A 24939-nucleotide genomic window follows, 5' to 3' on the forward strand; every position below is an offset into this window, starting at 1 on the left:
GTTGCGGCTGGACCGCGAATTTTGAACAGCTACAATCTATGAGAAACAGACCACAGAGGATGTGGTGTTGCGGCTGGACCGCGAATTTTGAACAGCTACAATTGCGCGGGTCTCACTTCCTTGGATTGGTAAGTTGCGGCTGGACCGCGAATTTTGAACAGCTACAATCCGACACCGATCCTTTATGTCGGCCCGTCCGTTGCGGCTGGACCGCGAATTTTGAACAGCTACAATCGCACTCGCCACATGCGGTCCGCATAATCAGTTGCGGCTGGACCGCGAATTTTGAACAGCTACAATCAATACAACACATCGCCGACTGCCCAAACTGTTGCGGCTGGACCGCGAATTTTGAACAGCTACAATTTTAGGGGACGTCGTTAGTCAAGTCCTTCAGTTGCGGCTGGACCGCGAATTTTGAACAGCTACAATGGTGAAAAATATTGGGGCGTTGCTCACATTGTTGCGGCTGGACCGCGAATTTTGAACAGCTACAATTTCAAGCGCATCAACCCCATCCGGCACGCCGTTGCGGCTGGACCGCGAATTTTGAACAGCTACAATGCCGCGCTTCAGTCGGCACTTGCCGCGTTGTTGCGGCTGGACCGCGAATTTTGAACAGCTACAATACGTGAACAATACACACCCCCGTCAAGCCGTTGCGGCTGGACCGCGAATTTTGAACAGCTACAATATTCACCAACAAAACGTCGACGTCGGTTGGGTTGCGGCTGGACCGCGAATTTTGAACAGCTACAATTGGCGCAAGCTATCAGCAATGTCCTGCGCAGTTGCGGCTGGACCGCGAATTTTGAACAGCTACAATCGACCCACAGTGTACGTAGCGCCATGCACAGTTGCGGCTGGACCGCGAATTTTGAACAGCTACAATACGGAAATAATGCCATTGAATTTCGCGCCTGTTGCGGCTGGACCGCGAATTTTGAACAGCTACAATACTGGCACGTTGGGCGTGCAAGACGTATTGTTGCGGCTGGACCGCGAATTTTGAACAGCTACAATCCCCTCGACAAACGCAGTGCGCACCAACACGTTGCGGCTGGACCGCGAATTTTGAACAGCTACAATAGCGCCCATTGGCGGGCTGTGCTTTCGTCTGTTGCGGCTGGACCGCGAATTTTGAACAGCTACAATAAACAGTAGATTACAAAGGTTTAGTTGCTTGTTGCGGCTGGACCGCGAATTTTGAACAGCTACAATTGGCTGCAATTTTGAAAACCTATACATGCTGTTGCGGCTGGACCGCGAATTTTGAACAGCTACAATCCACCCACCGCATTTCATCCCATGCGTTAGGTTGCGGCTGGACCGCGAATTTTGAACAGCTACAATGATCCTAGAAGCGTTCTGGACTACGGCTACGTTGCGGCTGGACCGCGAATTTTGAACAGCTACAATAAGACGAAAGCGGGTTCGTCGTTGGGATGGGTTGCGGCTGGACCGCGAATTTTGAACAGCTACAATCATCGAACGGCTCGGCGCTCGGGGTCTTGCGTTGCGGCTGGACCGCGAATTTTGAACAGCTACAATCATCGCCAGAATTGGACCTGCCAAATGAGTGTTGCGGCTGGACCGCGAATTTTGAACAGCTACAATTCACGGTGTCAAAGGTCCGCGATAAGACGAGTTGCGGCTGGACCGCGAATTTTGAACAGCTACAATGGATTGCAGGTGGTAGTGTCAAGGGCTGGAGTTGCGGCTGGACCGCGAATTTTGAACAGCTACAATCACTAGCTTTAATTGTGCATAGCGCCCGTTGTTGCGGCTGGACCGCGAATTTTGAACAGCTACAATATAAGGCGCGCAACGCTGGACCATTGGCGTGTTGCGGCTGGACCGCGAATTTTGAACAGCTACAATCAGCTGGCGCAAATGCTGCGGCCGCCTTGAGTTGCGGCTGGACCGCGAATTTTGAACAGCTACAATGGATCTCCAGTTAAGCCTTTGCTAACACACAGGTTTAACTGGGGCCAATTCACATTTTCCAAGCCGAATCGCATCAAAACATCACCAATTGCTCGGGATTCTTTCGGGCGCGTTTGCGGCCTTGATCCGAGAAGTGAACAATATCGCGATATTGTCGGTCGGTGAAGTTTAGGATCTGGATATCCCCCGAATCAGGCAAATGCCGCTCGATTCGGTTCACCCGCGTTGCAAAGGCCTCCTTGCCATTGATGAACCGAGCATAGACGGAAAACTGGCTTCGCTCAAAGCCTTCGTCCAGCAAGAAATTGCGGAATGCGGTTGCGGCTTTGCGCTGGGGTTTTGTGTCGGTCGGCAAATCGAACATTACAAGTATCCACATCAATCTGTATCCTGACAAATAGGCAACGGTATGCGTCATGCGCCCAGCCCTGCAAGGGTCAACGCATCGGGCGGCCGCGGCAGGGCAAGGGACAGCTTGCCGACTTCAAAACTCTGCCCGAGGGACGTGGCCAGTTTCATCAAAGCCACCGATACCGGAGTAACGCCGTCCCCCAGAGGCAGGTCTGTCGCGATCAGGCGGGCCAAGTTTTGCTTGGCCTTGGTGTCGACCTGAACACCGGACCGGGCGACGAGCGTTCTGACGGCGCAATCGACCAGCGGGCGGAACGGCTCCATTAGATCGTCGACAAGCGCGAAGGCATTGCCGCGGTTGGAGTGGAATAGCCCAATGGAGGGGTGCAGGCCGGCGGCCACGACAGCCCGCGCGGTGGCCGCCCGCAAGACCGTGTAACCATAGTTTAGAAGCGCGTTTTCCTCCCCTTTCCCTGCATCGCGGCGAAAGTCCGGACCCATCATGCGAGGCCAATAATATCGCGCAGCCTGGGCTTCGATGTTGGTGCTGTCGCCAGATGTGATCTTGCGGATCATCTTAGACAGAGGCGCGGTCGGCTCGCCATTTGCATCCAAAGCAGCGGCCTGCATGGCGACCTTGGCGGAAACGACCTGCTTCCAGGCCTGTTTGATAAGTGGCGCTTTCGCCTGCCACTGTGCGCGCATACGGGCGCCTTGAGCATGATGTCCTTCCAGCGGCATGAGCACGGATTTCGGCGCGTGGTTGGCAGCACACAGAACGACCGGAGCCCCTCGCTCGGCCAATTCCGTCAACAGGGATGTCGACCAGGTGGTGCCGTGGGCGTGGACGATCACGCCCGCAATCTGATCCAGAGGCGTCCGGCCGATTTCAACCCCGTCTTCGGAAACTTTCAAGAATCCGCGATCACGCGACAAATACCGTCCGTCGGTTGCAATATCAATAATCTGGTCCACACGTTACCCCTCACGCCCCACGCGAATCGTTAACGTGTTGAGTATATTGCCACTCTTCTATTTCACCAAATTCGAGCGTCTATGAAGGGGGGCCGGGATCGCGCAGGCGGCCCATCTCATCCACAAAAACCCGGCGAGCTTTGGCCTTGACGAGGGGGCCTGCTCCCATCTGAATCAGTTTAAAATCATCTTTTGGGTCTCGGTCGCGCGCATCGGCGTTTGCTTCGCAATGCGGCGCAACGAAGATACTCCCGTTTTGTTTCATTTTTTGCACATATCCAACAACTGTTTCACCATCCCGCTCCAGCATCACCATGTCCCGCTTGAATATCCGCATCAGCCGTTTCGCGGCCGGATGAGGTTTCTTTTCGACACCCGACTGATGTGCCTCAAAGGTCGTAACGACCTGCGGCTTGATCTTACCATCGGGCAAACGCCAGATTTCATAGCAATGGTTGCTGTCACCCTTGTAGGCCTTGAAGGGCTTTCCGTCCTTATCGGAGACCTCGACCCGCGCACTTTTCTGCAAGGTTTCTTCAAGCCTGACCCGACGCAGGCCGAAATAGGGGCTGTCGGAATTGTCCGGCAATTTCGGTGAGTCCGCGAAGGCCCGCAGCGCAGCTTCGAACGCCTTGCCATCCAGCCCACGCGTCACACGCGCAAGGTGCTTTTGCAAATCGAGATCGCGGATATTTGCGCCGCGTTTGGTGATGGCAATATCGTTCGGGCTGAGCGACGCGAGCGGCTTGCGGCTTACGACTGTGCCGTCCTGTCCGATCCCGTAAGCGGTATCGTTGTGAAGCTGGCCACTTGTGCTGTCGCGTCCCGATTTACGTGCGCCCGGGTCGATGCGCCCGTGATCGGCGCGGTGGCTCACGATTATCTGCGCGACCTGCTCGCCGATGTCGTCGCGAAACCCCTGCCACGGGGGCGGCACAGAACGTGCGACCTCTTCGGCACCGTTCATCTCGTCCCGTTTTGCCATGTCGGCGATCCTTTTGATCAGCCCACGGTCGGTGGCGGCGACCACTGCGGCATCAATCGCATGGTGGCGGTGATCGGTGCGGTTCTTAGCCTTGACGGTTTGCGCGTCGCTATCCGTCAGCGCGGTCAATCCGTTCAGCCCCCAGTGCCGCCGCAACATTTCCGTCAGTCGGCCTGAGACGACCCAGACGTGGTTCTTGCCGTCACCCCCGTCATAAAGCGCGTCCAAATAGGCCCGCGCGATACGTGACAGATATTGCGTGTCTTTCAACGCCCGCGCACTGAAATCATTTTCATCCTCGAACCGTTTCATCGCATCAGGTGCGAACCGCCAGGCCTTGTTGGCGGGCAGGTTCTTGAGGTTGCCAGCAATCGCCTCCCATTGGTCTGTATCACCCCATGCTTCCCACGGGGTCTTGTTAGTTTTCTGGCGGTTCGCCTCTTTCAGACAGAGCGTGCGGTTGGCGAACCCGTCATCCAGCGTGCGCGAAAACGGCAGAATGTGATCCACGTCGCAGGAGCCGTCAAACAGCATTCCCGCGCTGATCCGTTTGCCGGTGTAAGGGCAATTGCGGGTCATGACGTCATCACCAAGGTCTTCCCAAAGGCGCAACACCATCCGGTTAGCACCCGTATTCGGCACCCCCATCTCTTCAAGCTTCTTACCCCGCGCAATCGCCGCTTCGGTGTTCTTCTTGATATCGCGTTGGACGTCCTTCTTTTGATCCTCGGACAGTTTCAGATCACGGGCCAGTTCCACGACGATTTCATCCGGCTTGCCGTAAACCGCAATGATCTTGTTCACCAAACGGCGCAGCTGGTTCAGCCCGATATGTACCGTCGGGTTGGTGATCCGGCCATAACGCGTGATATCATCGTCCTTCGGATCGTAGGTGCCAGGGATTACATGGCGTTCGAGTATTTCACCGTAATAGGGAAGGTTCTCCAACACCTCGCCCGTGCGGCCGTCCGAATGATGCCATCCGCAAGCCGCCACCGCCGCGCTGTAGGTCAACACATCCGACTCCAGCGCTGCCAGGATTCGAGTGGTCGCCGTCAGCCCCAAACGACCGTAGCCTTCTGGCAGGGGTGCGTTTGCGGTCGCCTCTGCATGGTCACGATCCAACCCGTGAACCTCCATCAACCATCTGACAAGCTCCGCATATTCCTCGTCACTCTGCACGGAGCGAATGCGCTGCACCACATCCCATTGCCCATCCCAATCCAGCATTGACCAGCGCACCCCGAGCCTGTCAGGAAGGGACAGGCTCGCACGCACGGGGTCACAGGCAATCGCATCTCGGTTCGCGGTTTCCAACGTAAAACTCTGCTCGGGCCGCAGTTTGATCACCTTGCCAAGCGCCTTCAATTTCATCGTCATACCGGACAGCGACTTCGTATGCCCCTTGTTGTCCAAGGCATGCACGATCTGATCCCGCTCTTCGCGTGTCAGCGGCCGAGAAGGCGCACCCCGCGCCGCGACTTTCAAATTGTTGACCGTTTCTAGCAGAATCCGCCGCTGGTTCAGCGGATGTGCACTGGGAATACGTCGCTCGTCTGTGAACAGGCACAAGCCCACCTCTGGCGTCTTTAAGGGACGTTGGTGAAAGATGATCGTCGCAATCTCATCGCGCAGATCGTCCGTCAGGATATCGGGCGCGTGACGAGCTTGCGCCACCCATAGCTTGTCGAACTCCTCAGACAGATGCTTGCGGTCGGGATAGAAGTCATATCCCGCCTCTTCCTTCTCCACGTTACCCCGCCGCGCCACGGTCAGCCGTGTGCGCACGCTCGGCACGCTCTTGGGGTCCGGGGCCGCAGCGCGACGCTTATGTAGGAACTCACCGTATGTGCGCGCGCCCTTCGTTATCATCGCCTGATCCAGCCGCGCCGTCGCATCCTTGATCTTGCCGCTTTCGTTGTCACCGCGATCAGTCTTACGGTTGGATTTGAAGCCCCGCCGTTGGTTAAGGTGAAACAGTGCCCGTCCGAAATGGGTCAGCGGCAAAGCCTTGTCCAACCCCTCGGCCCGCAGTGCATACGGATCCAAAACCTCAAGCGCCTTTGCCTCGGCCGGATCGGCTGGCATCAACCCTACTTGCGCCATTCGCTTCATCAAGGCGGCCTTGCGACGCAAATACCTGTCGCGCCTTTTTCGTTGGGAACGTGCTTCGCGACGTTTCACTGCAAGGGATTTACCAACCTTAAACGCTGGCGCCGGTTCTCGCCCATCCGAAAAGATGCGCACACCACCGTCGATTACCTCGGTGATCCGGCTATTTTCGGTGCCATATAGCCACCACCCGATAGAATTTGTGCCAATATCCAAGCCAAGACGCATATCTTTCCCCTTAAAAATACAGAGAAAATAATGCACTTGGCACATGAATACTCAATCTAAAAGTGTGCTTGACGTCTCTGGCAAAACTGGGAAGACTGACATTGTTCAAAATTCGCGGTCGAGCCGTTAACAAGCATTCGATTGCACCACATTGAAGCGCAGGCCACGGCCTGCGTTTCTTCATTTTGGACAAGACCACATTACGAGTGCATTAAAATTCACTCACCAAAAGGTAATTAATAGAATGTCCGCTTTGCTCTCTTTGTCTTCATTGCTTCGCAATGGCAGCGAGCTTCCGCTTTCCGCCGTCTCTGACCGACAAAGCATGCCCACCGCACTACTAATGAATAGGTTTTTCGCCATCCCCCTCTCGCAGTATCGCTTCCATTTCTTCTAAGCCATCGACTGCAGAACGCATCTGCGCCTCATCATCCACGCCCACTGACTCGGCATCCGCGACTTGGCCTCCAAAATCCATTTCCATCTGGCGCTGTTCCTCGGCGATCACAGCTTGAACGACGGGCGCAGTCCTCTTTGGTGCGACATCGGTTTGCCCTGACGATTGGTCATCAGCAGCCTGACTTGCCCTCTCCTCATCGGCTTCACCTCCACTGGCCCCCTCTGGTGGCGGCGTCATCGGCATGGCGCGCAGACTCAGTGGCAGATCGCCGTTCGGACCCCCTCCCCCCGGCTCCGGAAACGGCAACTTCCCCTTCTGCGCCGCATGGATCGCCTTGAACAGCCGGTCATTAAAATACTGAATCCGCTTCGCCCGGACCGGCATCTGGGCATCGATGACCATGACGATCTCGTCAAGCGGCAGGCGACGCGCCTCATCTTCGGGCAACAAAGAGCTTTCTTCGGTCCGTGTGGATTGGCTGCGGCCCTCGAAGGGGTTCTTGCCGATCGACTGCGACCTCGTGACCACAGTTTTCGTGGTCTTCCCAACCGCCTTGCTCAGCTCCTCGACGGTCTTTTCATCCGACGGCGTGAGGTAAAGCTTCACGCCCGCGTTGCCCTGCAGGGCGCGGCGGGTGTTCTCGCCATAGATTTCATCGAGGGCGGGGATGGTTTGGGTGACCACGGCCAGGTGACCTCGATAGGTGCGCAGAGTCTCGATGCTCTCGACCACAATGGGCATCTTACCGAGGCGATTGAACTCGTCCAGCATGATCATCACCGGCCACGGCTCATCCGGCCCGGGGTCTTTTTCCTGCATGGCGGAGAGCAGGTCGGAAAAGAAGAGCCGGATCAGCGGCGCCAGCGGCTTCACCATGAGGGGCTGGACCACGAGATAGACCGAAAAGGGCTTCTTGCGGATCGTCCGGAAATCAAAATCCGACACCGCCGTCGCCTCGTCGATGGCCGGGTTCTGCCATTGATCGAGCCCCGATGTCATCAGGAGCGAGACATAGGAGGTCAGAGTATCGTTGTTGGTGGACGCCAGCCGCGTGAAGATCAGCTTGGCCGCCCTGTTGTCGACTTCATGGCCCCGCGCGAAATACTCCTTCTGCTTGTTCCCGCCCGAGGCGGCGATGCGGTAGATCTCGCCCAAGGTCGGGCGCTTGCGCTGGAACGCCAACAGGCCTGCCGCCACGAAGAGATCGATCCCGCCCTTGAGGAGGCCCTGCACCCGGTCATTGTCGCTTTGCAGGAAGAGCGTCGCCAGGAGCTGCAATTCCATCTGCTGGCGCGCGGGGTCTTTCAGTTGATAGATGCGCAGGAGCGGGTTGTAGCGATGCGTGCGCTTGCCCTCCCAATCGGTGGGGGCAAAGCGATAGACCTTGTCGCCCTGGGCTGCGCGGTGCCGGGCCGTGGCCTCAAAACACTCGCCCTTCACATCGAGCGTCACGACGGAGCCTTGCCAAGTCAACAGGTTTGGAATGACGAAACCCGTGGTCTTGCCGCGACCCGTGGGCGCCACGATCAGCGCATGCGGAAAAACCTTTGAGCAAATGTAATTGGCGCGGGAGCCCGGGGGCCCCAGCTTGCCGAGGATGAACCCGGTCCCGGGCGCTCCGAAAAACTCGTTGGCCTTCATCTCGCGCGCAGACTGCCAATGGGTCTGACCAAAGCGTGTAAGGGCGGAGCCCGAGAGTGCGAGGCTCAGCATCAAGCCGGCGGCGGCAAAGCTGCCGATCATGAGGTGAATAAGTTGCGCGTCCTCAGGTCGGCGATCGCGGATCGTCAGATAGTTCTGCGCGATATAGGCAAAGTCGATCTCAGCCCCGAAGCCCAGATCCTGATAAGTCAGCACGGCCGAGGCGATGGTATAGCCCATGGCGGCGGTCACCAGCGTCACCAACAGGACCCCTGTTGCGATTCGCGCCTTTCCAATGGAGGCGCTCAATGGACCTGGCCCCGCTCGGTTTCGCCATCCACGTCGGTCGCGCGGTGTTTTTCATACTCGGCGTCGGCGAGATCATGGACCACCTGGCGCAAGGCCTCCGTGTTGGCCGTCGCGGCATCGGATTGCAGATAGACCTTGGCGACATAGAGCCTATCGAGGCGGTCCTCGAGAACCTTGTCCAGCGCATCTGCATCGCCGGATGTGAGACGGTCGAGTTGGCGGTCATCCAGCACCCGCGCGATCTCCTCGCGGAAGGCCTCACGATCGGCTTCCGTCTCGAAGGGCGCGGACAACTCCCCCGCCCGCTCATGGTCCAGAACACGCGCAATCTCGTCTGCGAGGCGGTCGGCACGATCAGACTGCGGCGCAGTTTCATCGCGGGTCGCTAGACGTTCGTCACGCGTGCCAACCCCGAGCCCGTCGCGCATCTCGGTTTCGCGGCGTACCTGATTGATGGCCTCCGTGTCGCGTATCTCGACGACGGCCGCATAGGTCGCGCCGAGCCCACGGGCGAGGTGGGACGGCATGTCCGGATAGCGAGCGCGCAAGTCATCCGTGACAGCATCTGCAACGGGCGTGCGGACATCGCGCCCCTCCATGATCCGGTCGACATCGCGGGCGATTTCGCTGGCGCGGGCCGCATCGGTGATGGTCTCCCTGTAGGGCTCAGACCGGTCGATCACATCGCCGGGACGTGCGAGCAAGTCCGGGTGTGCCTCGAGATACGCGCGCTGCTCCGTCTCGATCCGACGCTCCGCCCGCGAGACCACCTCCCAGTCCCGGTCTTCAACCTGCTGCGCTGTCAGGCCCTCTACGCGCATCTCCTGACGGATTGTCCCTTCCATCGCCCGGACCGCGCCCTCATGACAATGGAACCGCTCGCTGACCGCTTCCTGCTCCACGACACCATCCCTGCGCAGCACCTGTTCGCGTTCCAGCAGCGTGCCGAGCGCGACATGCACATCGTTGAGAATGTCGCGCGCCTGGTCCAGATCGGCGCGACGTTCGAGGTTCAGGTCCCGCGCCTCGGCCACCTTGGAGAGATCATCAGCGATCCATTGATGTTCGAGCGCTGCATTTGAGGCGCCCGTCTCGATCCGGGCGACCACTTCCACTGTGCTGATCCCGGTGCCGCGCAGCGCGGTGTCTATGCGTGATCTCAAGTCGGGCGTGGCCAGACGCGCGAGCTGGCTGTTGTCGATATTGGCTTCGGAATAGATCCCGCCCTCCGATGGGGCCTCTGACAGCGTGGATGATCGCAGCCCCAAGGGCTGCATGTGCTGGACCTGCGTCTGGATCTCGATGAGGCGTTGTTCCAGCAGGGGACGTTCCGCGTCAGACTTCTCGGCGATCATGCCCTGCACCCGCGCGAGCTTTTCCGCATAGAGGCTTCTCAGATCCTCGAAGCTTTGATCGTCGGCCATATACACATCTCCTGTTCGGTCCACCTGTCCGCCATGCGTGAGCACCTCGCCCGCGCGGAAGAGTGCCGCCGCGATATCCTCGCGGGCCTCGCGCGAAGCCTCCGCAGCAAGCGAGTGGTAGACAGTTCTGGTATTGGCGATCTCCGCCAGAGTCCGCGCCAGGTCCTGCCCCACTCGTTCGCGCTCGCGGGGCGCGCGACCCTCTTCCTTGGCGGCATAGACCTCGCGGGTCCGAGCGGGGTAATGCACAACCCCGCGATCGACCCGGCGCGTGGCTTCCAGGCGCACGCCATACTTTTCCGCCTCCTCGACCATGGCGAGGCGGAAGTCTTCATAGTTGAAGCGGTGGTTCCGCCCGAGGAAAAAGAACTCGCCTTCCTGCGAGCGGCGGTTCAGCACCAGATGCGCATGCGGGTGATCGCGGTCCTCATGCACCGCGATGATGTAATCGAAATGCCCCGCGTCACTCTGGAAGAACCGCTCGGCCACATCCGTCGCGATGTCGCGCACATCCTCGCCGCGCGTGCCGATGGGAAACGACATGAGCATATGGGTGGTCTGGCCAAGCTTGGGTTTGAAGCCTACATCCCACCGCTTGGCAAAGCGCTCGGTCAGATCCTTGATGTCCTTTGCCTCAAGCTTCGCCTTGCCATCCAGGAACCCACTACTGTCCACGATATGGGTGGACTTGGTGGCGAGGTACTCGAGCTGGTTTGCGAGCTGTGATTTGGTATGCGTGCCCCCGCCCCGGATCGCCTTGAAGACCGCTGGGCGATGCCCTGCCGCCGCGCGCACAAGCTGGCTCTGCTTGGCGACATGCAGCCCCTGCATCGAGCCCCGAACGCGGCTCCAGCCATCCCGGAAGACCTCGCCCGTGACCGCATCAACCGCATCATTCAGCCGCATGGGCAAACTCCCTCAGCGCGGCTGTGGCCTCGAGCTGCATCGCGTCACGTCGGCGGCGCAGGAGCAGGTCGATCTCGTCAGCGGAATCCAGGATGAACCGCGCCAGCCCGCGCATCTGCGCAAGGCGCAATTCGGAGAACTCGGCACGCGTGCCACCGTCAGCCCCCTGCCCCATCCGATTGGCCCGCGTCATCTGCTTGGCGATCTGTGCGACCCCATTGCCAACCTCATGCAAAGAGGACCTGTATCGCGCCATCTCTGCTGCCATCTGCGCGTCCGGAACGAACACCCCGCCCGCCGCCTGAATGAGCCGCCGCAGGCCCTCGGCCCGGCTCTCGATCCCCGCCTTCGCCAACACCGCGTCGAGCGCCGCAAGCTCCGCAGCCGTAACCTTCACACTGACCGCTGAGACCGGGATCGCGGCATCCGTCTGGCGCTCCGCATCGGCTTTGAGCGTGTACTGGATCGCCCGCACCGACACGCCAAACCGCTCCGCCAACACGGATGTCGACAGACCTTCCGCAGCCTCGCGAACGATCTCCATGCGATCCGCATCTGTGAGCCGTTTTGAACGAGACATGCGAAGAAAGACCCCCTATTTCCTGCCACCTTCAACCAAGGCTGCCCCCACCATACGAAAATATACCTACCTGTCAATTATATACTTACGTCGCATTCAGTCTCAGGCAGCCTTGGTGTCCGCTTCCCCCGCGCCCCACAGGGGCGCGGCTTTGCCGCCCTCACCACCAGGCGACCCACCTGTCCAATGGGTCCCCTTCCCAAGCACCGCCCGAGGGTCTGGCCGAACACGCACGTGTTCGGACGGAACCGCGGGCGGGCGCACACCCCACCGACAGGGCGGACAGGCAGGGTCAAGGAGGGCCAGATTTGGCTTTGCCAAATCTCTGCCGCAAAAACTTGGAGGCCCTGGCCGATAGGTTTTTGTGGATGGCCCCCTTGAGGCTGACTGGCCGGTCTGTCGCGGCCTGGTCATTCCGGGCGGAGTGCGTCCGTTGAACGCGCAAGGACCAGCATACCTGGAACAGGGATCGGGCCGCCCCAACATCGTCCTGGGGCGGCCCATCCTCGTCAGAGGATTCAGTGCTGGGGATCCTTCGCGCTCGGCGGGAACATCACCAGCTCCGAGATCGCGACGGGGAAGTCGAGCTTGAGGCTGAAGAACTCCGAGCCATCCCCGGTGCGGGTGTTGCGGAACATGGCGCCCACGCGTTGGAAGCGGGTGCGCTCCTGACCATCGGTGTCGGTGAACTTGACGGGGACGGTGGCGACGTAGTGGTTGGTCATTTGGGTTACTCCTTGTTGCGATGGGGATCTGCCAGCACGGGGGCAAGAGGCCCGGTCGCAAGCGCAAATGCGGAGGGTCCGCGGCCCCGTCGTGGAAGCCGTATTTGTGCTTGCCGGAGCGAAGCGCAGGGCACGACTGGGCCGACCCCGTGCGATCCACATCTATGAGCAAAAAGGAGTGATCCGGATGACCCCTGCCATCACGCCGGCGCCACCATCCGCGTCCCGCCAAGCCTGGCCGGGGTGCTGACGGAGCCCGCCCGCGTGGATGCGATGTTCCGAAACACACCTGCGGGATGTGCAGGTCTTCAGCCTCTTGTGCGACATCTCGACCTCTCGGTCTTGCGCTGCTGACGATATGCGAGGTGCGCTCATCCCCAGCCCGAACCGATGCGGATGGGCCGTACTGTGACGGGCTGGGTAGAGCAATGACGGTGCTGGACGCCATGAGCTGCCGATCAAGTGTGACCGATCGCACGCGCCATGAGACATGACGAATGGGCCGCGCCAAGCGCGACCCCCTCTCTTCAATCCTGCGACGCCGTCTTCTCCGGGTCCGCAACCCGCATGACCGTCAGGCCTTTCGCTTCGGCCTTCTGCCCGAGGTTCAGCGCGACCCCGTTGCCACCGAAGAGCACCACCCCCGTCGCCGCGAACTTGTCGTCCAGCATCTCGTCGTTACATTTGAACGGAGCCGCCCGCCCATGTGCGGACCAGCGCGGATCGAACCGCGCCTGTGCGATCCCACGCGCCCGCGCCCAGCGAGCCGCGATCATCTCGGCTCCGTGTTTGCCACCTTTGTGGCAGAGGAAGATCTCCTGGTTGCGGTTCTGCTTGATCCGTTCGCGAACCTTGTCGAGCGTGTTGAAGATCACATCGACATCGGTCCAGTCGGTGGCGCCTGAGACGATCAGGGGCACCCCCTCGACTTTCGACTTCTCGGCGGTTTCACGGTCATGCTGTTCCAGGAGCTGCCGCGCCTCGAAAACCGCCCCGGTCTCTTGTGCCCGCGCGCTGGCGCGTGACCCTGCCGCCGGGATGAAGGCATGGCCCGTCTCGATCTCGTAGCATTCCGCCGCCGCTTCGCTCATCACCTCGATGGCGCTGACAATCTCGCGCAGCTGCAGAAAGCGCGCCTGCGCTTCTTCGAGCGCGGTCTCGGCGATCTCCGATCCGTCGTGAGATTTTGCCAGCGCGCCGATCTTGTCGACGGTGCGGTCGACCTCCTTGCCGAGTGCCACCTTGCGGCGCTGCAGGATCGTCGCGAGCCCATGGGCCAGCGGTTCGATTTCTGCTTCAAGCCCGGTCCCGCGCAACTGACCAAGCAAAGCCTCGAAGCTCTCGCGCATGATGTGGTCGGTCAGGATGTTGTCCTCGGGGATCGGCAGCTGCACGTCCTTCTCGGTCAGCCCAAAAAGCTCGATGGTCTCGTAGGTGTTCGCTTGATCATAAGCCATGTTCATTCTCCAGATATTGGGTTCGACCACCACGTGAGTGTGGTGGCATGGCCGAATGTCTGGTTTCCGAATCTGCCCGGGTCAGGGACGGCGCAGCCGCCGGCTTGCCGGGCGCAAAAGTTTTCCGTGCGCAGCACCCGACACATGCGCGCCCTCACGCACGGGACCGCCCCTTGCCACAAACCCCTCTCTCGCCGAAAAGTTTTGCGATCCTTGACGCGGGCTGATTTGGGGGCCATCCGGAGGATATACTTCCGCACTCATGTGTGTGTGTTTAGACGGTAGGTTTGCCCGACCAGAGCAGGCAAACGGACCGACCGGACGCGGGAGACGGATGAAGTGGCGGGATCGTTTTGCCCCGCAAAACAGACCAGAGCGCAATCCGGCGGAGCGGCCGGGGAGGGACGTGCTCGCGAGGCGGGCAAACCGGGATGCCGGGTGCTGCGCCGCGGTGAGGCCGCATGGCCGAATGCGCGACGGACCAAAGGGCCGTTCTTCCCTGCGACACGCGAAGCCGAGCTGGGGAGGCCGCAAGGCTATCGACGCACTACGCCTTGTCGGCCTGCACGGCTTGCCAGACATTCCAATACTTGGTAGTCTATTGGAGCACCAAGGAGTCTGCCATGAGCGTTCAAAAGCAATCTGTCAGTTTTACCGACACGGCCTACACTTTCGCCAAGGAACTGGTCGAAGCGGGCGAGTACCCGAACATGAGCGCGGCAGTCTCGGGTGAATTGGCGAAGGCCAAGGCAGAGCGGGATCGTGAACGGTCTTTGTTTGAGGCAGAATTGGAACGCCGCCTGTCTCTGCCACTCGACCAATGGGAACCCGTCGGCGAAGCCTCAGACGTCACAGAAGGCGCGCGGGCCCATCTTGCGGCGATGGCTCAGAAGACCTGATGCGTTTTGTCAGGCATCCGTTCTTTGAACGGGACCTTATCGGTATCGCTGATCATATTGTCGATGTGACAGGCGGTGACGTTGCTGCAGCAAGCCGCAGGCTCGATGAAATCGATACCCTTGTCCAGAAGATTGCCGAAAACCCAAAATCCGGTGCTCGCCTCAGCGGCAAGCTGGACGGATGGCTCGTGCGCCATGGCGGCGCAGGTCACCGACTGACCATCGTATTCAAACCGGATTTAGATACCGGAGTTGTTTATCTCGCTCTCGTCGCATTCGGCGGTCGGGACTGGATGAGGCTCGCGTCGGCAAGACATGTGTTCGCAGACTAACTTCAAAGCCATCTACTGCGAAAAATCTCAAGACCGGATCTTCGCTACGCTCGAGCTGAAGAGGAAAGATGCGGGACGGAACGGACATTCGCTGCGCTGTGAGCGAAAGTCTGCTTCAATCGGGCATACCTCGTAAGACGTTCATCGATCTCATAGAACGAACAGTCGGGAGATCCGGTCGTTTACATAGGCTTGCTTTGGCAGTATTCACTGTACAGGTCGAGTATCTAGAGGACCGATCAGTGATTGAACGGCTGAACCCACCCGCGCTTCAGGACCCGTCGGAATACGGTTACGTTCAGGCAACGCTACTTCCACCGAACGCGCGTCTCAGCTTCATATCGGGTCAGTTGGGGGACGGCCCCGATGGCGAACGGCTACACGGGTTCGAGGCGCAAGTCGAACGCGCCTTTGCAAACCTGGGGCATGCGTTGGAGGCGATGCAAGCTGCCCCCGCTGACGTCGCGAAGATCACGCTGCTGGTTGTCGATCACACGCAGGAACGATTGGCGATCGTGTCTCGTTACCGTCAGAGCTTCTTTGGCGAAGCGAGACCGGCGAGTACGCTCATTCCCGTCCCTTGCTTGGCCAGCGATTGGATGCAGTTCGAGATTGACGCAAACGTAGTGGTCCTAAGCTGACAGAGCCAAACTGTCTGGCGATTCACACCAACTTTGTTCTCGGTCTCGTAGAGAACCGTCATGTGAACGAAGCTGATAAGTTGCGTTGGGTTGCACCTTCTCGCGACGGCCCAGAAAAACGGTTCCACTATTTCACATCGGTTGGTTACGGCATCTGGAACGGCAGAAGTTTCGGGGCTGAATGCGAATGGAACGCCAAACGGCGGTCGCATTATGATCCGGCGAAGCCGAGGTTCAAGCGTGGAGCAACATCGGTGGAAAAGGGCTCTTCGGTTGCATTAGCCGCGGGTGACACGAACGTCCGCAATGTACGCCGGGTCCATTCAACTACAACATCACACCAAAAGGGGAACCGTGATCCCACGGCTCCCCTTTCGGTTTAGATCGTCTATTCTCGCCCGGTGATCACGCGACCAGCGACAGCCCCGCGCCCGCGTCCTGCGGCTGCTCACCGCTGTCGATGAACGGGATGATCGAAAAGGTCTGCCCACCGCGCTGTTCTTCGTTCTGCACGGCGTTGACGCGCAAATCGCCATCGGGCGTGTTGATCAGCAGCGACAGATAGTCATTGCCCGTGCGGCTGCTTTTGGCCATCCAGGCCGAGCCAACGCGGATCGGCGTACCACGCGGCGAGCTGACCTCGATCCGATAGTCGGGGTGGGTCTCCTCGGATTTATAGCCGTTCTCGATCAGCATGAACTCCAGATCGAACATCATGTTGGCAATGTAGCCGGTGAAGGCGTTGTCGGCGTCCATGGCGGTGAGCTCGCCCGAGATCGAACCGGATTTCATCAGGCCGTTCGAGACCAGCGGGATGATCTCGAACTCCCCGCTTTGGGTCGCGCGCGCTTCTTTCGTCTGCACCGCGTTGACCCGGAACGGACCCAAGCCGACATCGATCTGCATCGAGATGTAGGGGTTACCGCTGGTAGTGCCGGTCTCGTTCCAGGCCGTGCCGATGCGCACCTTGCGGCCTGTTTTGTTGACCGCGGTCACGTCGTAATCTGGGCTCCGTTCGGACATCTTCGGGCGGTTTTCAAGCTGGATGGCGATATCGAAACGCGTCGAGTGGATCATGCCGGTGTATTCGGCGGCTGCGGTCTCGACGTTGCGGGTGAGGGTTCCTGCGAACATGGGATAGTTCCTTCTTGGATTGGCCGGTGCCTGACGTTCTTGCCAGCGCATCCGGGATTGCTTTCTCGACCCCTTGAGGGATCACAAATCAAAAAGCCTGCTTTCCTTTCAGCCCCGCCCACGAGTCAGAGCTGCCCTCCGAGTGGGAATGCCCCCGCGCCTCCGGGTGCTGTACCCCTTCCCTGCCCGTCTGGTCTTGATTGGCGGCCCGTATTTTCCGAGCCGCCCTCCGGTCGCGCGATGAAGAACTCTGCCTCTTTTCCGTTCAACCATTGCCCGCTCCGGTCTGTCAGGCCGATGCAGCTGCCGTTCGGCACATAGGTGATCAGGTACTGACCGAGTCGGTCCTTGTGGACAACGTAGCCGGTATGGCCCAGTGCACGGTCTGCCCGGCAACGACGGCGGCCTTGATTTCATCGCGTGTCATGCGATCCTCCAGAAAATGAATGGTGGGGAAACGACGCAAGAATCCCGGTCGTCCAACCGGGCTTCCGCGCAGCATCCTTTGGCAAGGAGCCAAGACCTGTCAGACGCTCTGCGCCGCTTGCATCGCACGCGCCGCCATCCAATCCTTCAGGCCAAGAACCGTTCTGCCGGCCACGACCTCGGAGGCCCAGGCGGCCCTTGGGTTACCGCAAGGCTCATCGCCGACATGCCGGTCGATATGGCCAGTGGCCATCCATGGCTCAGGCTGGATCCGACGCAGCCAGTCCGCCATGCTTGGGATACGGCCCTGGCAGTCTTCGCGGACATGCTGCTCGCCGATCCAGCGCACGGGGATGTGGCGACTCGCGCTATTGGTCAGGGACACACCGAAGACACGTTCAGCCTCAAAAATGCCTTGGGCATGGTGACGCAAGGCGCGGTGTGTGAAGAGCGCGAGGTGCTCTTTCGAGGCGTCGAACCAGTCATGGATGGCCTGGTAGTCAGATGGCACCCCGCCGAATTTCCGGGCAGAGCTCTCAGCATGATGAAGCGGATGGGCCATCTCACAGTCCCTCGTCATAGCTGTGCGCGCATTCGACATAGCGGTCCGCATGATCGAGCGTGATGCTGTCTTGTGCTATGTCCCAGGTCAGCGTGCCATAGCCGCCCTCGTTGTTCTCGAACCCCGGGTGATGGTGATAGGCGAGCGACCAGGCGAAATCGCCCACCTCGGTGGCAAGCTGCTGAGGCAGTTGGACCTCTGCAGGCTGCACGATCACATCCTCGACATTGCCGGAATCGCCATAGCCTTCGTATTCGGCAGTGACCTCGCTGATGCCACGCGCACGTAGTTGCGCGAGCAGCTCCGCTCGGGATGCCTTCAAGGTGATTTCGCGCTCGGCGCGCCACTGAGCCGCCATTGCGGAAAAATCGATCTGGAGATTGGTCATGGGTCTGTCCTCTTGTCTGCAATTGGGGGGCGCGCAGACCGGTCAAATCCAGATCCGCGACGCCTGACCGGAAGCCCGCTTTGACTTTTCAGGCGGCTTGGTCCGCCGTTATGGCAGGCCCCTGCCCCACAATCCGAGCCAGAATGGTCCCCGTGTCGATCTCGTCCCCATGCGGCAGGAATACCCGTAGCTGGAAAGCGATGATCTCGGTGAAGCAGCCGAGGGCCTTGAGACCCTCAATCATGCCCCTATCCGCACCAGAGAGCTCGAGGCGCATCTCGCCTGCGACCCGGCGACGGGTCAGGATCAGACCCCGGCCCAGATCGACAGGTACGGTGGTGCCGAGGGCGGCAGTCAGCATCTCCTCCGGCGTTTGCGGGTTGGAGACGAGGAAGCGTGCGCGGAGGGCCGCTGCCCCTTCCTCGCTCAGCGTGCGCCCGATCATGGCGGTCGCCCCATCCGGCGTGACCCGGTAGATGCGTTCATTGGTGGTCGGAATGTCCTTCCAGATCGGCAGCAGCAGCCCAGTCAACAGGTAGAGCTTGGTTGTGGTGGTTTTTGGCAGGGACGCAGCCTCGGCATCCCAAAGGCGGGTGAACTCAGGCTTGCCGATCTCTTCCCAGGCAGAAGACCCGAACCGCGTCTCTTCGAGATAGCTCGACCCGTTTGGCCGCACCACCTTGCGCATCAGCGTGACGATGTCCTCGTCGTACATCTGCATGGGCCGTGCCGAGATGAGCGCCGCGCGACCCGAAGCGCGGTTGACCATGGGGAGCTTGTCGGGATCGCGAGACAGGGCGTCATCCGCTGACAGCACACGGACCGGGTCGGTGACCTCGAGCCCGATGATCCGCGTCACCGCGCCGGATTTCGGGCAGGTCCAGAGATCCTCTGTGGAGACCTGTTCGATCTTTTCGCCGCGCAGGGTTTCCACCCCGAGATCGAGCATGCCCGCCGCGCGCGCCCGATCGGTCTGATCGGCGATCCGGCGCATGAACTCGGCAAAGAGCGCGTTCTGCATGTGGATGGGCAGCGCCAGCACCCGGTTGAGAAACCGCTGGATCGGCGGAAGCTCCTCAAGCAGCACCCCGTCCTTGTCGATCAGCCGCAGGGCTGTCGAGTCGGTGAAACTCTCGTAGCTCATCGCCTCGGCGCGCCCGGCGGCAAGATCGGCGAAATACCCGCGCAGCGCGGCCCGTGCGATCGGACTTTCGAGATTGTCCTCGTCGCGGAACATACCTTGGGAGCCGGTCTCGCGCTGGCCCTTGGTCAGGGCCCCCAGCTGGTCGAGGCGTTTGGCGATCGTCGACGTGAAGCGTTTCTCGCCATGCACATCGGAGGTGCAGACCCGGAAGAAGGGCGCGCTGACCTGGGCCGAGCGATGCGTGCGGCCCAGCCCCTGGATGGCCGCATCGGCGCGCCAGCCGGGCTCCAGCAGGTAGTGCCGCCGCCGTTTCTGGTTCTTTGCCGTTTGCGCCGCATGATAGGATCGGCCCGTGCCGCCTGCATCGGAGAAGATCAGGACATCCTTTTCGCCGTCCATGAAGGCTTGGGTCTCGGAGGAATTGCTACTGGCGCTGCGCTTCTCGATGGAGAGATGGCCGTCCTCAGCCTTCAAAGGGCGAATGGACCGCCCCGTGACTTCTGCGACGGCCTCGTCGCCAAAGGCCCAGAGGATCTGATCGAGCGCCGAGGGGATCGGCGCCAGCGTCATCAACTCCATCATGGCCGCGTCACGCAAAGCGAGCGCCTCACGCGAGACGACCAGCGCGCCGGTCTCATCGCGGAGCGGCTCAGCCACCATGTTGCCGTCGATTTCCACGAGCTTTTGCGCGTGGATCGGAAATGCCTGTTCGAGGTAGCCCAGCACGTAGTCGCGCGGCGTCAAGGCACCCTCGACGAGTTCATCCTCCGAGTCCATCGTCTCAAGCCGCCGCTTCAGCAGGCTCTCACCCGTCGAGACCACCTGGATGACGCAAGCCTCGCCCGCCGCCAGATCGTCCTCGATGGCACGGATTATGGTCGGGGCTTTCATGCCCATAAGGAGGTGGTTGAAGAAGCGCTGCTTCGTGCTCTCGAAGCGGGACTTGGCCGAGGCGCGTGCGGCTGAGGCATTGGGCTGGCCCGAGGCGTCATTGACGCCAGTGGCAGTCAGCGCAGCTTCGAGATTGTGGTGGATCGTACGAAACGCACCCGCATAGGCGTCGTAGATCTCGATCTGCGCCGGGGTCAGCGCGTGTTCGAGCACGTCATACTCCACCCCATCAAAGCTGAGGGCGCGGGCTGTGTAAAGCCCGAGCGTCTTGAGATCGCGCGCGACCACCTCCATGGCCGCGACACCGCCTGCCTCCATCGCCGACACGAAGCTCTCGCGGCTTGGGAAGGGGTATTCCGGCCCCTGCCCCCAGAGACCGAGACGCGCGGCATAGGCGAGGTTGTGCACGCTCGTGGCCCCCGTGGCCGAGATGTAGAAGACACGAGCGCGGGGTGCTGCCAGTTGCAGCCGGAGGCCTGCAAGACCCTGCTGCGAGGGTTTGACCCCCCTGCCCTGCTCGGAGCCGGCCGCGTTCTGCATGGCATGGGCTTCATCAAAAGCGAGGACGCCGTCGAAATCTTCGCCCATCCAGTCGAGGATCTGGCTCAGCCGCGTGGTGCCGCATTTGCCGGCCGAGCGCAGCGTGGCGTAGGTGACGAAGAGGATACCGTCACCTATCGGGATGGGCTGGTCCGGTTTCCATTTGGTGAGCGGCTGGATGTCGGCTGGCGAGCCGCCGAGATCGGTCCAGTCGCGGATGGCATCCTCGATCAGCGTGGCGGATTTGGAGACCCAGATCGCCTTCCTGCGCCCGGCCAGCCAGTTGACAAGGATAAGACCCGCGCACTCGCGCCCCTTGCCGCAGCCAGTGCCGTCCCCGAGGAAATAGCCGAGGCGATAGGCACGCGCATGCGGGTTATCATCTGCGCGCGTCAGCTTGGTCTGGTCATCATCGATTGTGAACCGCCCCGGCAGGTCGCGCCCGTGGGCATCATGCGCCATGATGATGGTCTCGAGCTGCGCCTCGGAGAGATCTCCCTCCTCGATCAACCGTGCGGGCAGGCGCAAGTCATCACTGCCCGCGCCTGAGGGCATGGGCGGCGCGACCGAGGCCATTGCGATGCTTTCGACCAGCGGCGTGGGATGTTCCTGCGCGCCTGCGATCTCGATCCGCTGCGGACGGTAGCGCGCATAGATGTCCGAGATGGGTGTGTTGTCGCGCGGGACATCGAAGCTTGTGAAGCTGAGCGGACGGACGGCATTGGCCCGTGGTTTGGAGGCGGCAAAAGGCACAGCGGCGGTCTTGCGCGGGGCAGATGATGGAACGGTCGGCCGCCCGTGAGGGATCACCGCCGCCTGTTGTACGTGGCGCATCTCGGTCCGAGTCGCGGCCACGGCGTCGACAAAAGGAAGGGCCTCATCCAGATCCCGCACAGAGACGCGGATCATCTCGCCGTCCTCCTTCACCTTGTCGAAGACCATCAGCTGGGTTTCCACAGAGGTGCCGAGCTTGCGGTAGACCTGCCCCGGCATCGTGAGCGCCAAGCGCGGCGTCAGGCGACCGCAGGCACGGGACCAATGCGCGGCATCACGTTCGGGGCTGAACCGCGGCGGCATGATCGCCACCAGCCGCCCACCGGGTGCCAGGCGCTTTGCTGCCGCGATGAGATGTTTGGCAGCGATGTGCTTGTCGCGGGAGCGATCGATCGAAGAGGCGAAGGGCGGGTTCATCACCACCGCGTCGGGCAAATCCGGCGTCTGCAGCAGATCGTCGATATGCTCGCCGTCATGGCCCGTCACCTCGCCGCCGAAGACCGCGCGCAGGAGGCGCTGGCGAAAGGGGTCGATTTCATTGAGCAAAAGCGTGGCACCGGCCCGAGTAGCGAAAGCAGCCAGGGCACCGGTGCCGGCAGATGGTTCGAGCACGGTCTCGCCCTTGCGGACCGCAGCCGCCCGCACGGCCAAGGCGGAAAATGGCAGTGGCGTGGAAAACTGCTGCAGCCGGATCTGCTGTTCCGACCGGCGGGTTTCCGTCAGGAGCCGGGACGCGAGGAGTTTCGCAGCGGCAATGTCACCTGCTGCGCCGTCCCCACGCAGCAGCACCTGGATGGCAGCGGCCTGCATCAGGTCATAGGCCATGCGCCAGTCCCAGGCACCGCCGGTATCGCTGCCATGAAAGGTCTCTCGCATGATGCGTGCGAGCGCTGAGCTGCGCAGGGGTTGGTGGTCGATCTCCGTGCCGATCTGCTCGAGGGCAGAGACGAAGTGAGCTTTGGATTCAATAGGATCGGGGAGCGTTGAGCAGGGCTTGGACATGGGGAATTCCTTTGGATCAGGGTCTGAGTTCCAAAGGACAAAAAGCCCGCTCTACACTTTGAAGGCGTAGAGCGGGCAATTTCTTAGCGGGGGGCCTGCACCCCCATCATGGCCACTGCTGCGCAGCATGAAGAACGCGTAAAATGGTCACCATCTCAGGGCTTTCAGCATAAACCACGATGTAGTTCGGCCGAATAACCATCTCCCTAGTCCCGTCCACACGGCCCGCGCGGTACATCTGAGGGCGTTCTGGAAGGAGGGACGTCTTGTGTTCAATCTCGTCTTTAAGAACTTGGGCGGCATCCGGGTTGTCGTCAGAGATGTAGTCAATGATTGCCAGCAAGTCGGCGATGGCCGTCGCTTTCCATTCAAGATTTGGCAAGGCGCTTCCCGTCAATCAATGCCTGAGCGTCTTGCATCGCCTTGGCATGGGGCGTTGTGGGCCTTGGATCGTCTAGCGCTTCCTGTACCTTCGCCCGGAACCAGGCGTCATAGGCATCCGGATCAGCGGTCAATCCGGCAGGCAAGCCGCCTTCTGCGGCCACGCGGGTCAGAAGAATACGCACCGCGTCGGAGAGCGTCAGACCGACGCCCGCAAGCGCGTCCGAAGCCTGTGCTTTCAGCTGATCGTCAACACGGACATGAAGCATGGACGTTTGGGCAGGCATGGATGGTCCTCCAGTTGATGGGAGTGATGTATCTCATTTGAGATACGATTTCAAGTCGGCAGTATGTGCGCGCGTGGTCCCGTGGTGTTGTCTCAGCGGGAAACTCAGCCACCCTGCCCCGCGAGATACTCCGCCAGCACCTGGCTAGCAGCACCTTTCGCGGAGCTGAGCAGCTCCGAGCCGGAAAGCGTCGCTTTCGACAGGCGTACGAGCCCGCCAGTTTCCTCGATGCGGTAGCAGCGGCGTTTTTGCCGCCCGCGTCTGTAGTGCATCGCGGTGACGATCTGGCAGGTGCTGCCATCGGTGAGCGTCACCGGTTTTGCGAGCTTGATCTTGTCGCCTTCCTCGTAGTTCGGGATCGAAGCCCATTCCCGGCAGCGCTGGCGCCAGTCCCGGGCGTAGCTGTCCGGGTCTTTCAGGTCGGAGAGAAGTTCGATCAGCGCAAGGGGCGCGCGCGACGCGTTCGGGCCAGCGCTTTCCTCCATATCCTTGTAGCCCCAACACCCATCGTCGTAGGCGGTGAGGAAGACAGCGGCGAAAGTGATCGAACCGTCAGGATCGGTGACATAGGTCGCGTCCTCGACAGGGGTGCCATCGCGATTGGTAACCCTAGCCGCCGCATACCAGGTGGAGCCGACCTTACAGGCCTTGACCAGTTCGGTTCTGCGCCTGTCTCCCTCGAAGGTGCAAAGCCGGGTGATCTCCGCTTTCTCATCCGCATAGGTCTGGACGCGGCCGTCGGTGTAGAAGAGCCAACCCATTTCAGAGTCCTTTCTGTCGTTGGGGAAAATTGTTGTCGCCAATGTCCCGAGAGGGCCGCAGGCCCGGCAGGGTATTGGCGATGCTTGTTTGAGAAAGGGCGTGTTACGCTGCCCTCCGGTCATCGATTTCCATCAGCGCATCGAGCGGCACGCGGTAGGGCTGCATGGCGTCGAAATCCTCGCAATTGCCGCAGTTGTGCACGATCGCGAAGGTGTCGCAGGCATCCTTGAGGATGACCCGGAAGGTGCCGCCAAGACCCGAAGGCACTTCGTAGGTCCCGCCAATGAGATAATCCGAGGCCCGGCGCACGAAGACGCGGATACTGTGGCCATCAGTGGCGAGCCGGATCGCCCCCTGCCCCCGGTCGATGAGCACCTGCACATCGTTGAGGATGTCGGTGTAAAACTGGCCCGTCAGATCGCGAAACGCCATGCGGCGCTGCGCCATCCAGTCGGTGTCGCGAAACGGGTTCATGCCATCTGCGAAAGCAAAGGAAGGATCGGCCTGCTCTGTCGCGACGATGCGAGTGGTCGTGCCATCGATGCCGTTCGAGCGCAGATGCACGCCATTGCCGACGATGAGGATGAGTGCGGGCCTGTCCACGGGGCCGTTCCAATTGGGCAGGAAGGTCTTGCATGCGCGCGCATGGGCGATCTGCGCTGCGAGAGCGGAGGCGGAGAACTTGAGAATAGCCATGGGGATGTCTTTCGGTTGGGTGTGGGAAAGGTTCGACCCG

At 60.6% G+C, this 24939-nt stretch carries 19 protein-coding genes, 1 pseudogene and 1 CRISPR repeat array; of the genes and pseudogenes, 3 read left to right on the top strand and 17 right to left on the bottom strand.

The genetic code is table 11. The features are described 5' to 3' along the window. Window positions 1–1947: a CRISPR direct-repeat array (repeat unit 36 nt; unit sequence GTTGCGGCTGGACCGCGAATTTTGAACAGCTACAAT). Window positions 1948–2020: 73 nt separating this feature from the next. From cas2 to L1065_RS12925, 8 genes are all read right to left on the bottom strand, one after another. After that, on the bottom strand, window positions 2021–2326 hold the full coding sequence (gene cas2, locus L1065_RS12890; protein ID WP_237095917.1) for a CRISPR-associated endonuclease Cas2: 306 nt from the start codon (window positions 2324–2326) through the stop codon (window positions 2021–2023). Between the two features lie 35 nt (window positions 2327–2361). Then, entirely contained in the window at window positions 2362–3273 is a 912-nt protein-coding gene (cas1, locus tag L1065_RS12895) for a type II CRISPR-associated endonuclease Cas1 (RefSeq protein ID WP_237095918.1), read from the bottom strand. A gap of 79 nt (window positions 3274–3352) precedes the next feature. Beyond that, the gene (cas9, locus tag L1065_RS12900; protein WP_237095919.1) at window positions 3353–6598 is read right to left on the bottom strand and encodes a type II CRISPR RNA-guided endonuclease Cas9; all 3246 of its coding nucleotides are present in this window, start codon (window positions 6596–6598) and stop codon (window positions 3353–3355) included. A 340-nt stretch (window positions 6599–6938) separates the two neighbouring features. Then, entirely contained in the window at window positions 6939–8936 is a 1998-nt protein-coding gene (locus L1065_RS12905; protein WP_237095973.1) for a type IV secretory system conjugative DNA transfer family protein, read from the bottom strand. 8 nt (window positions 8937–8944) lie between these two features. After that, window positions 8945–11278 (bottom strand): relaxase/mobilization nuclease domain-containing protein, encoded by a 2334-nt coding sequence (locus L1065_RS12910; protein WP_237095920.1) that lies wholly within the window; start codon window positions 11276–11278, stop codon window positions 8945–8947. After that, window positions 11265–11858, bottom strand: coding sequence for a helix-turn-helix domain-containing protein (locus L1065_RS12915; RefSeq protein ID WP_370641190.1), 594 nt, complete (start codon window positions 11856–11858; stop codon window positions 11265–11267). The genes L1065_RS12910 and L1065_RS12915 overlap by 14 nt, the downstream gene beginning before the upstream one ends. A gap of 518 nt (window positions 11859–12376) precedes the next feature. Continuing rightward, window positions 12377–12583, bottom strand: a complete 207-nt coding sequence (locus L1065_RS12920) for a hypothetical protein (RefSeq protein ID WP_237095922.1) — start codon at window positions 12581–12583, stop codon at window positions 12377–12379. A 527-nt stretch (window positions 12584–13110) separates the two neighbouring features. Then, the gene (locus L1065_RS12925; protein WP_237095923.1) at window positions 13111–14040 is read right to left on the bottom strand and encodes a DUF2493 domain-containing protein; all 930 of its coding nucleotides are present in this window, start codon (window positions 14038–14040) and stop codon (window positions 13111–13113) included. Window positions 14041–14663: 623 nt separating this feature from the next. Here L1065_RS12925 and L1065_RS12930 point away from each other — a divergent pair. The 3 genes from L1065_RS12930 to L1065_RS12940 all read left to right on the top strand — a co-directional run bounded on the left by L1065_RS12930 (window position 14664) and on the right by L1065_RS12940 (window position 15912). Then, on the top strand, window positions 14664–14939 hold the full coding sequence (locus L1065_RS12930) for a hypothetical protein (RefSeq protein ID WP_237095924.1): 276 nt from the start codon (window positions 14664–14666) through the stop codon (window positions 14937–14939). After that, window positions 14939–15271 carry a type II toxin-antitoxin system RelE/ParE family toxin gene (locus tag L1065_RS12935; protein ID WP_237095925.1) on the top strand — a complete coding sequence of 111 codons (333 nt, stop codon included), beginning with the start codon at window positions 14939–14941 and terminating at the stop codon, window positions 15269–15271. Before L1065_RS12930 ends, L1065_RS12935 begins: the two co-directional genes overlap by 1 nt. A gap of 197 nt (window positions 15272–15468) precedes the next feature. After that, window positions 15469–15912, top strand: coding sequence for a RidA family protein (locus tag L1065_RS12940; RefSeq protein ID WP_237095926.1), 444 nt, complete (start codon window positions 15469–15471; stop codon window positions 15910–15912). 405 nt (window positions 15913–16317) lie between these two features. On the opposite strand, the gene L1065_RS12945 is transcribed toward L1065_RS12940, so the two are convergent. The 9 genes and pseudogenes from L1065_RS12945 to L1065_RS12985 all read right to left on the bottom strand — a co-directional run bounded on the left by L1065_RS12945 (window position 16318) and on the right by L1065_RS12985 (window position 24899). Then, window positions 16318–17046, bottom strand: a complete 729-nt coding sequence (locus L1065_RS12945; RefSeq protein WP_237095927.1) for a DUF736 family protein — start codon at window positions 17044–17046, stop codon at window positions 16318–16320. Window positions 17047–17171: 125 nt separating this feature from the next. Then, a pseudogene (locus tag L1065_RS12950) lies at window positions 17172–17473 on the bottom strand (hypothetical protein). 99 nt (window positions 17474–17572) lie between these two features. Next, entirely contained in the window at window positions 17573–18034 is a 462-nt protein-coding gene (locus tag L1065_RS12955) for a hypothetical protein (RefSeq protein ID WP_237095974.1), read from the bottom strand. A 1-nt stretch (window position 18035) separates the two neighbouring features. Next, on the bottom strand, window positions 18036–18422 hold the full coding sequence (locus L1065_RS12960; protein ID WP_237095928.1) for a DUF6878 family protein: 387 nt from the start codon (window positions 18420–18422) through the stop codon (window positions 18036–18038). 88 nt (window positions 18423–18510) lie between these two features. Further along, on the bottom strand, window positions 18511–22773 hold the full coding sequence (locus L1065_RS12965) for a strawberry notch-like NTP hydrolase domain-containing protein (RefSeq protein WP_237095929.1): 4263 nt from the start codon (window positions 22771–22773) through the stop codon (window positions 18511–18513). A 106-nt stretch (window positions 22774–22879) separates the two neighbouring features. Then, entirely contained in the window at window positions 22880–23155 is a 276-nt protein-coding gene (locus tag L1065_RS12970) for a type II toxin-antitoxin system RelE/ParE family toxin (RefSeq protein ID WP_093994038.1), read from the bottom strand. Further along, window positions 23142–23441, bottom strand: a complete 300-nt coding sequence (locus L1065_RS12975; protein ID WP_044353023.1) for a type II toxin-antitoxin system RelB/DinJ family antitoxin — start codon at window positions 23439–23441, stop codon at window positions 23142–23144. The genes L1065_RS12970 and L1065_RS12975 overlap by 14 nt, the downstream gene beginning before the upstream one ends. 104 nt (window positions 23442–23545) lie before the next feature. Next, window positions 23546–24202, bottom strand: coding sequence for a hypothetical protein (locus tag L1065_RS12980; RefSeq protein WP_237095930.1), 657 nt, complete (start codon window positions 24200–24202; stop codon window positions 23546–23548). A gap of 103 nt (window positions 24203–24305) precedes the next feature. Then, entirely contained in the window at window positions 24306–24899 is a 594-nt protein-coding gene (locus tag L1065_RS12985) for a regulator (protein WP_237095931.1), read from the bottom strand. Between the last annotated feature and the right edge of the window lie 40 nt (window positions 24900–24939).

Origin of the sequence: Nereida sp. MMG025 (assembly GCF_021654165.1) — a bacterium.
Classification (GTDB): domain Bacteria; phylum Pseudomonadota; class Alphaproteobacteria; order Rhodobacterales; family Rhodobacteraceae; genus Nereida.

Bases quoted from the DNA above. Each gene is read 5' to 3' on its own strand.
- cas2 (WP_237095917.1), bottom strand. From the start codon at position 2,326: ATGTGGATACTTGTAATGTTCGATTTGCCGACCGACACAAAACCCCAG.
- cas9 (WP_237095919.1), bottom strand. From the start codon at position 6,598: ATGCGTCTTGGCTTGGATATTGGCACAAATTCTATCGGGTGGTGGCTA.
- L1065_RS12910 (WP_237095920.1), bottom strand. From the start codon at position 11,278: ATGCGGCTGAATGATGCGGTTGATGCGGTCACGGGCGAGGTCTTCCGG.
- L1065_RS12915 (WP_370641190.1), bottom strand. From the start codon at position 11,858: ATGTCTCGTTCAAAACGGCTCACAGATGCGGATCGCATGGAGATCGTT.
- L1065_RS12920 (WP_237095922.1), bottom strand. From the start codon at position 12,583: ATGACCAACCACTACGTCGCCACCGTCCCCGTCAAGTTCACCGACACC.
- L1065_RS12925 (WP_237095923.1), bottom strand. From the start codon at position 14,040: ATGGCTTATGATCAAGCGAACACCTACGAGACCATCGAGCTTTTTGGG.
- L1065_RS12930 (WP_237095924.1), top strand. From the start codon at position 14,664: ATGAGCGTTCAAAAGCAATCTGTCAGTTTTACCGACACGGCCTACACT.
- L1065_RS12935 (WP_237095925.1), top strand. From the start codon at position 14,939: ATGCGTTTTGTCAGGCATCCGTTCTTTGAACGGGACCTTATCGGTATC.
- L1065_RS12945 (WP_237095927.1), bottom strand. From the start codon at position 17,046: ATGTTCGCAGGAACCCTCACCCGCAACGTCGAGACCGCAGCCGCCGAA.
- L1065_RS12955 (WP_237095974.1), bottom strand. From the start codon at position 18,034: ATGGCCCATCCGCTTCATCATGCTGAGAGCTCTGCCCGGAAATTCGGC.
- L1065_RS12960 (WP_237095928.1), bottom strand. From the start codon at position 18,422: ATGACCAATCTCCAGATCGATTTTTCCGCAATGGCGGCTCAGTGGCGC.
- L1065_RS12965 (WP_237095929.1), bottom strand. From the start codon at position 22,773: ATGTCCAAGCCCTGCTCAACGCTCCCCGATCCTATTGAATCCAAAGCT.
- L1065_RS12975 (WP_044353023.1), bottom strand. From the start codon at position 23,441: ATGCCTGCCCAAACGTCCATGCTTCATGTCCGTGTTGACGATCAGCTG.
- L1065_RS12980 (WP_237095930.1), bottom strand. From the start codon at position 24,202: ATGGGTTGGCTCTTCTACACCGACGGCCGCGTCCAGACCTATGCGGAT.
- L1065_RS12985 (WP_237095931.1), bottom strand. From the start codon at position 24,899: ATGGCTATTCTCAAGTTCTCCGCCTCCGCTCTCGCAGCGCAGATCGCC.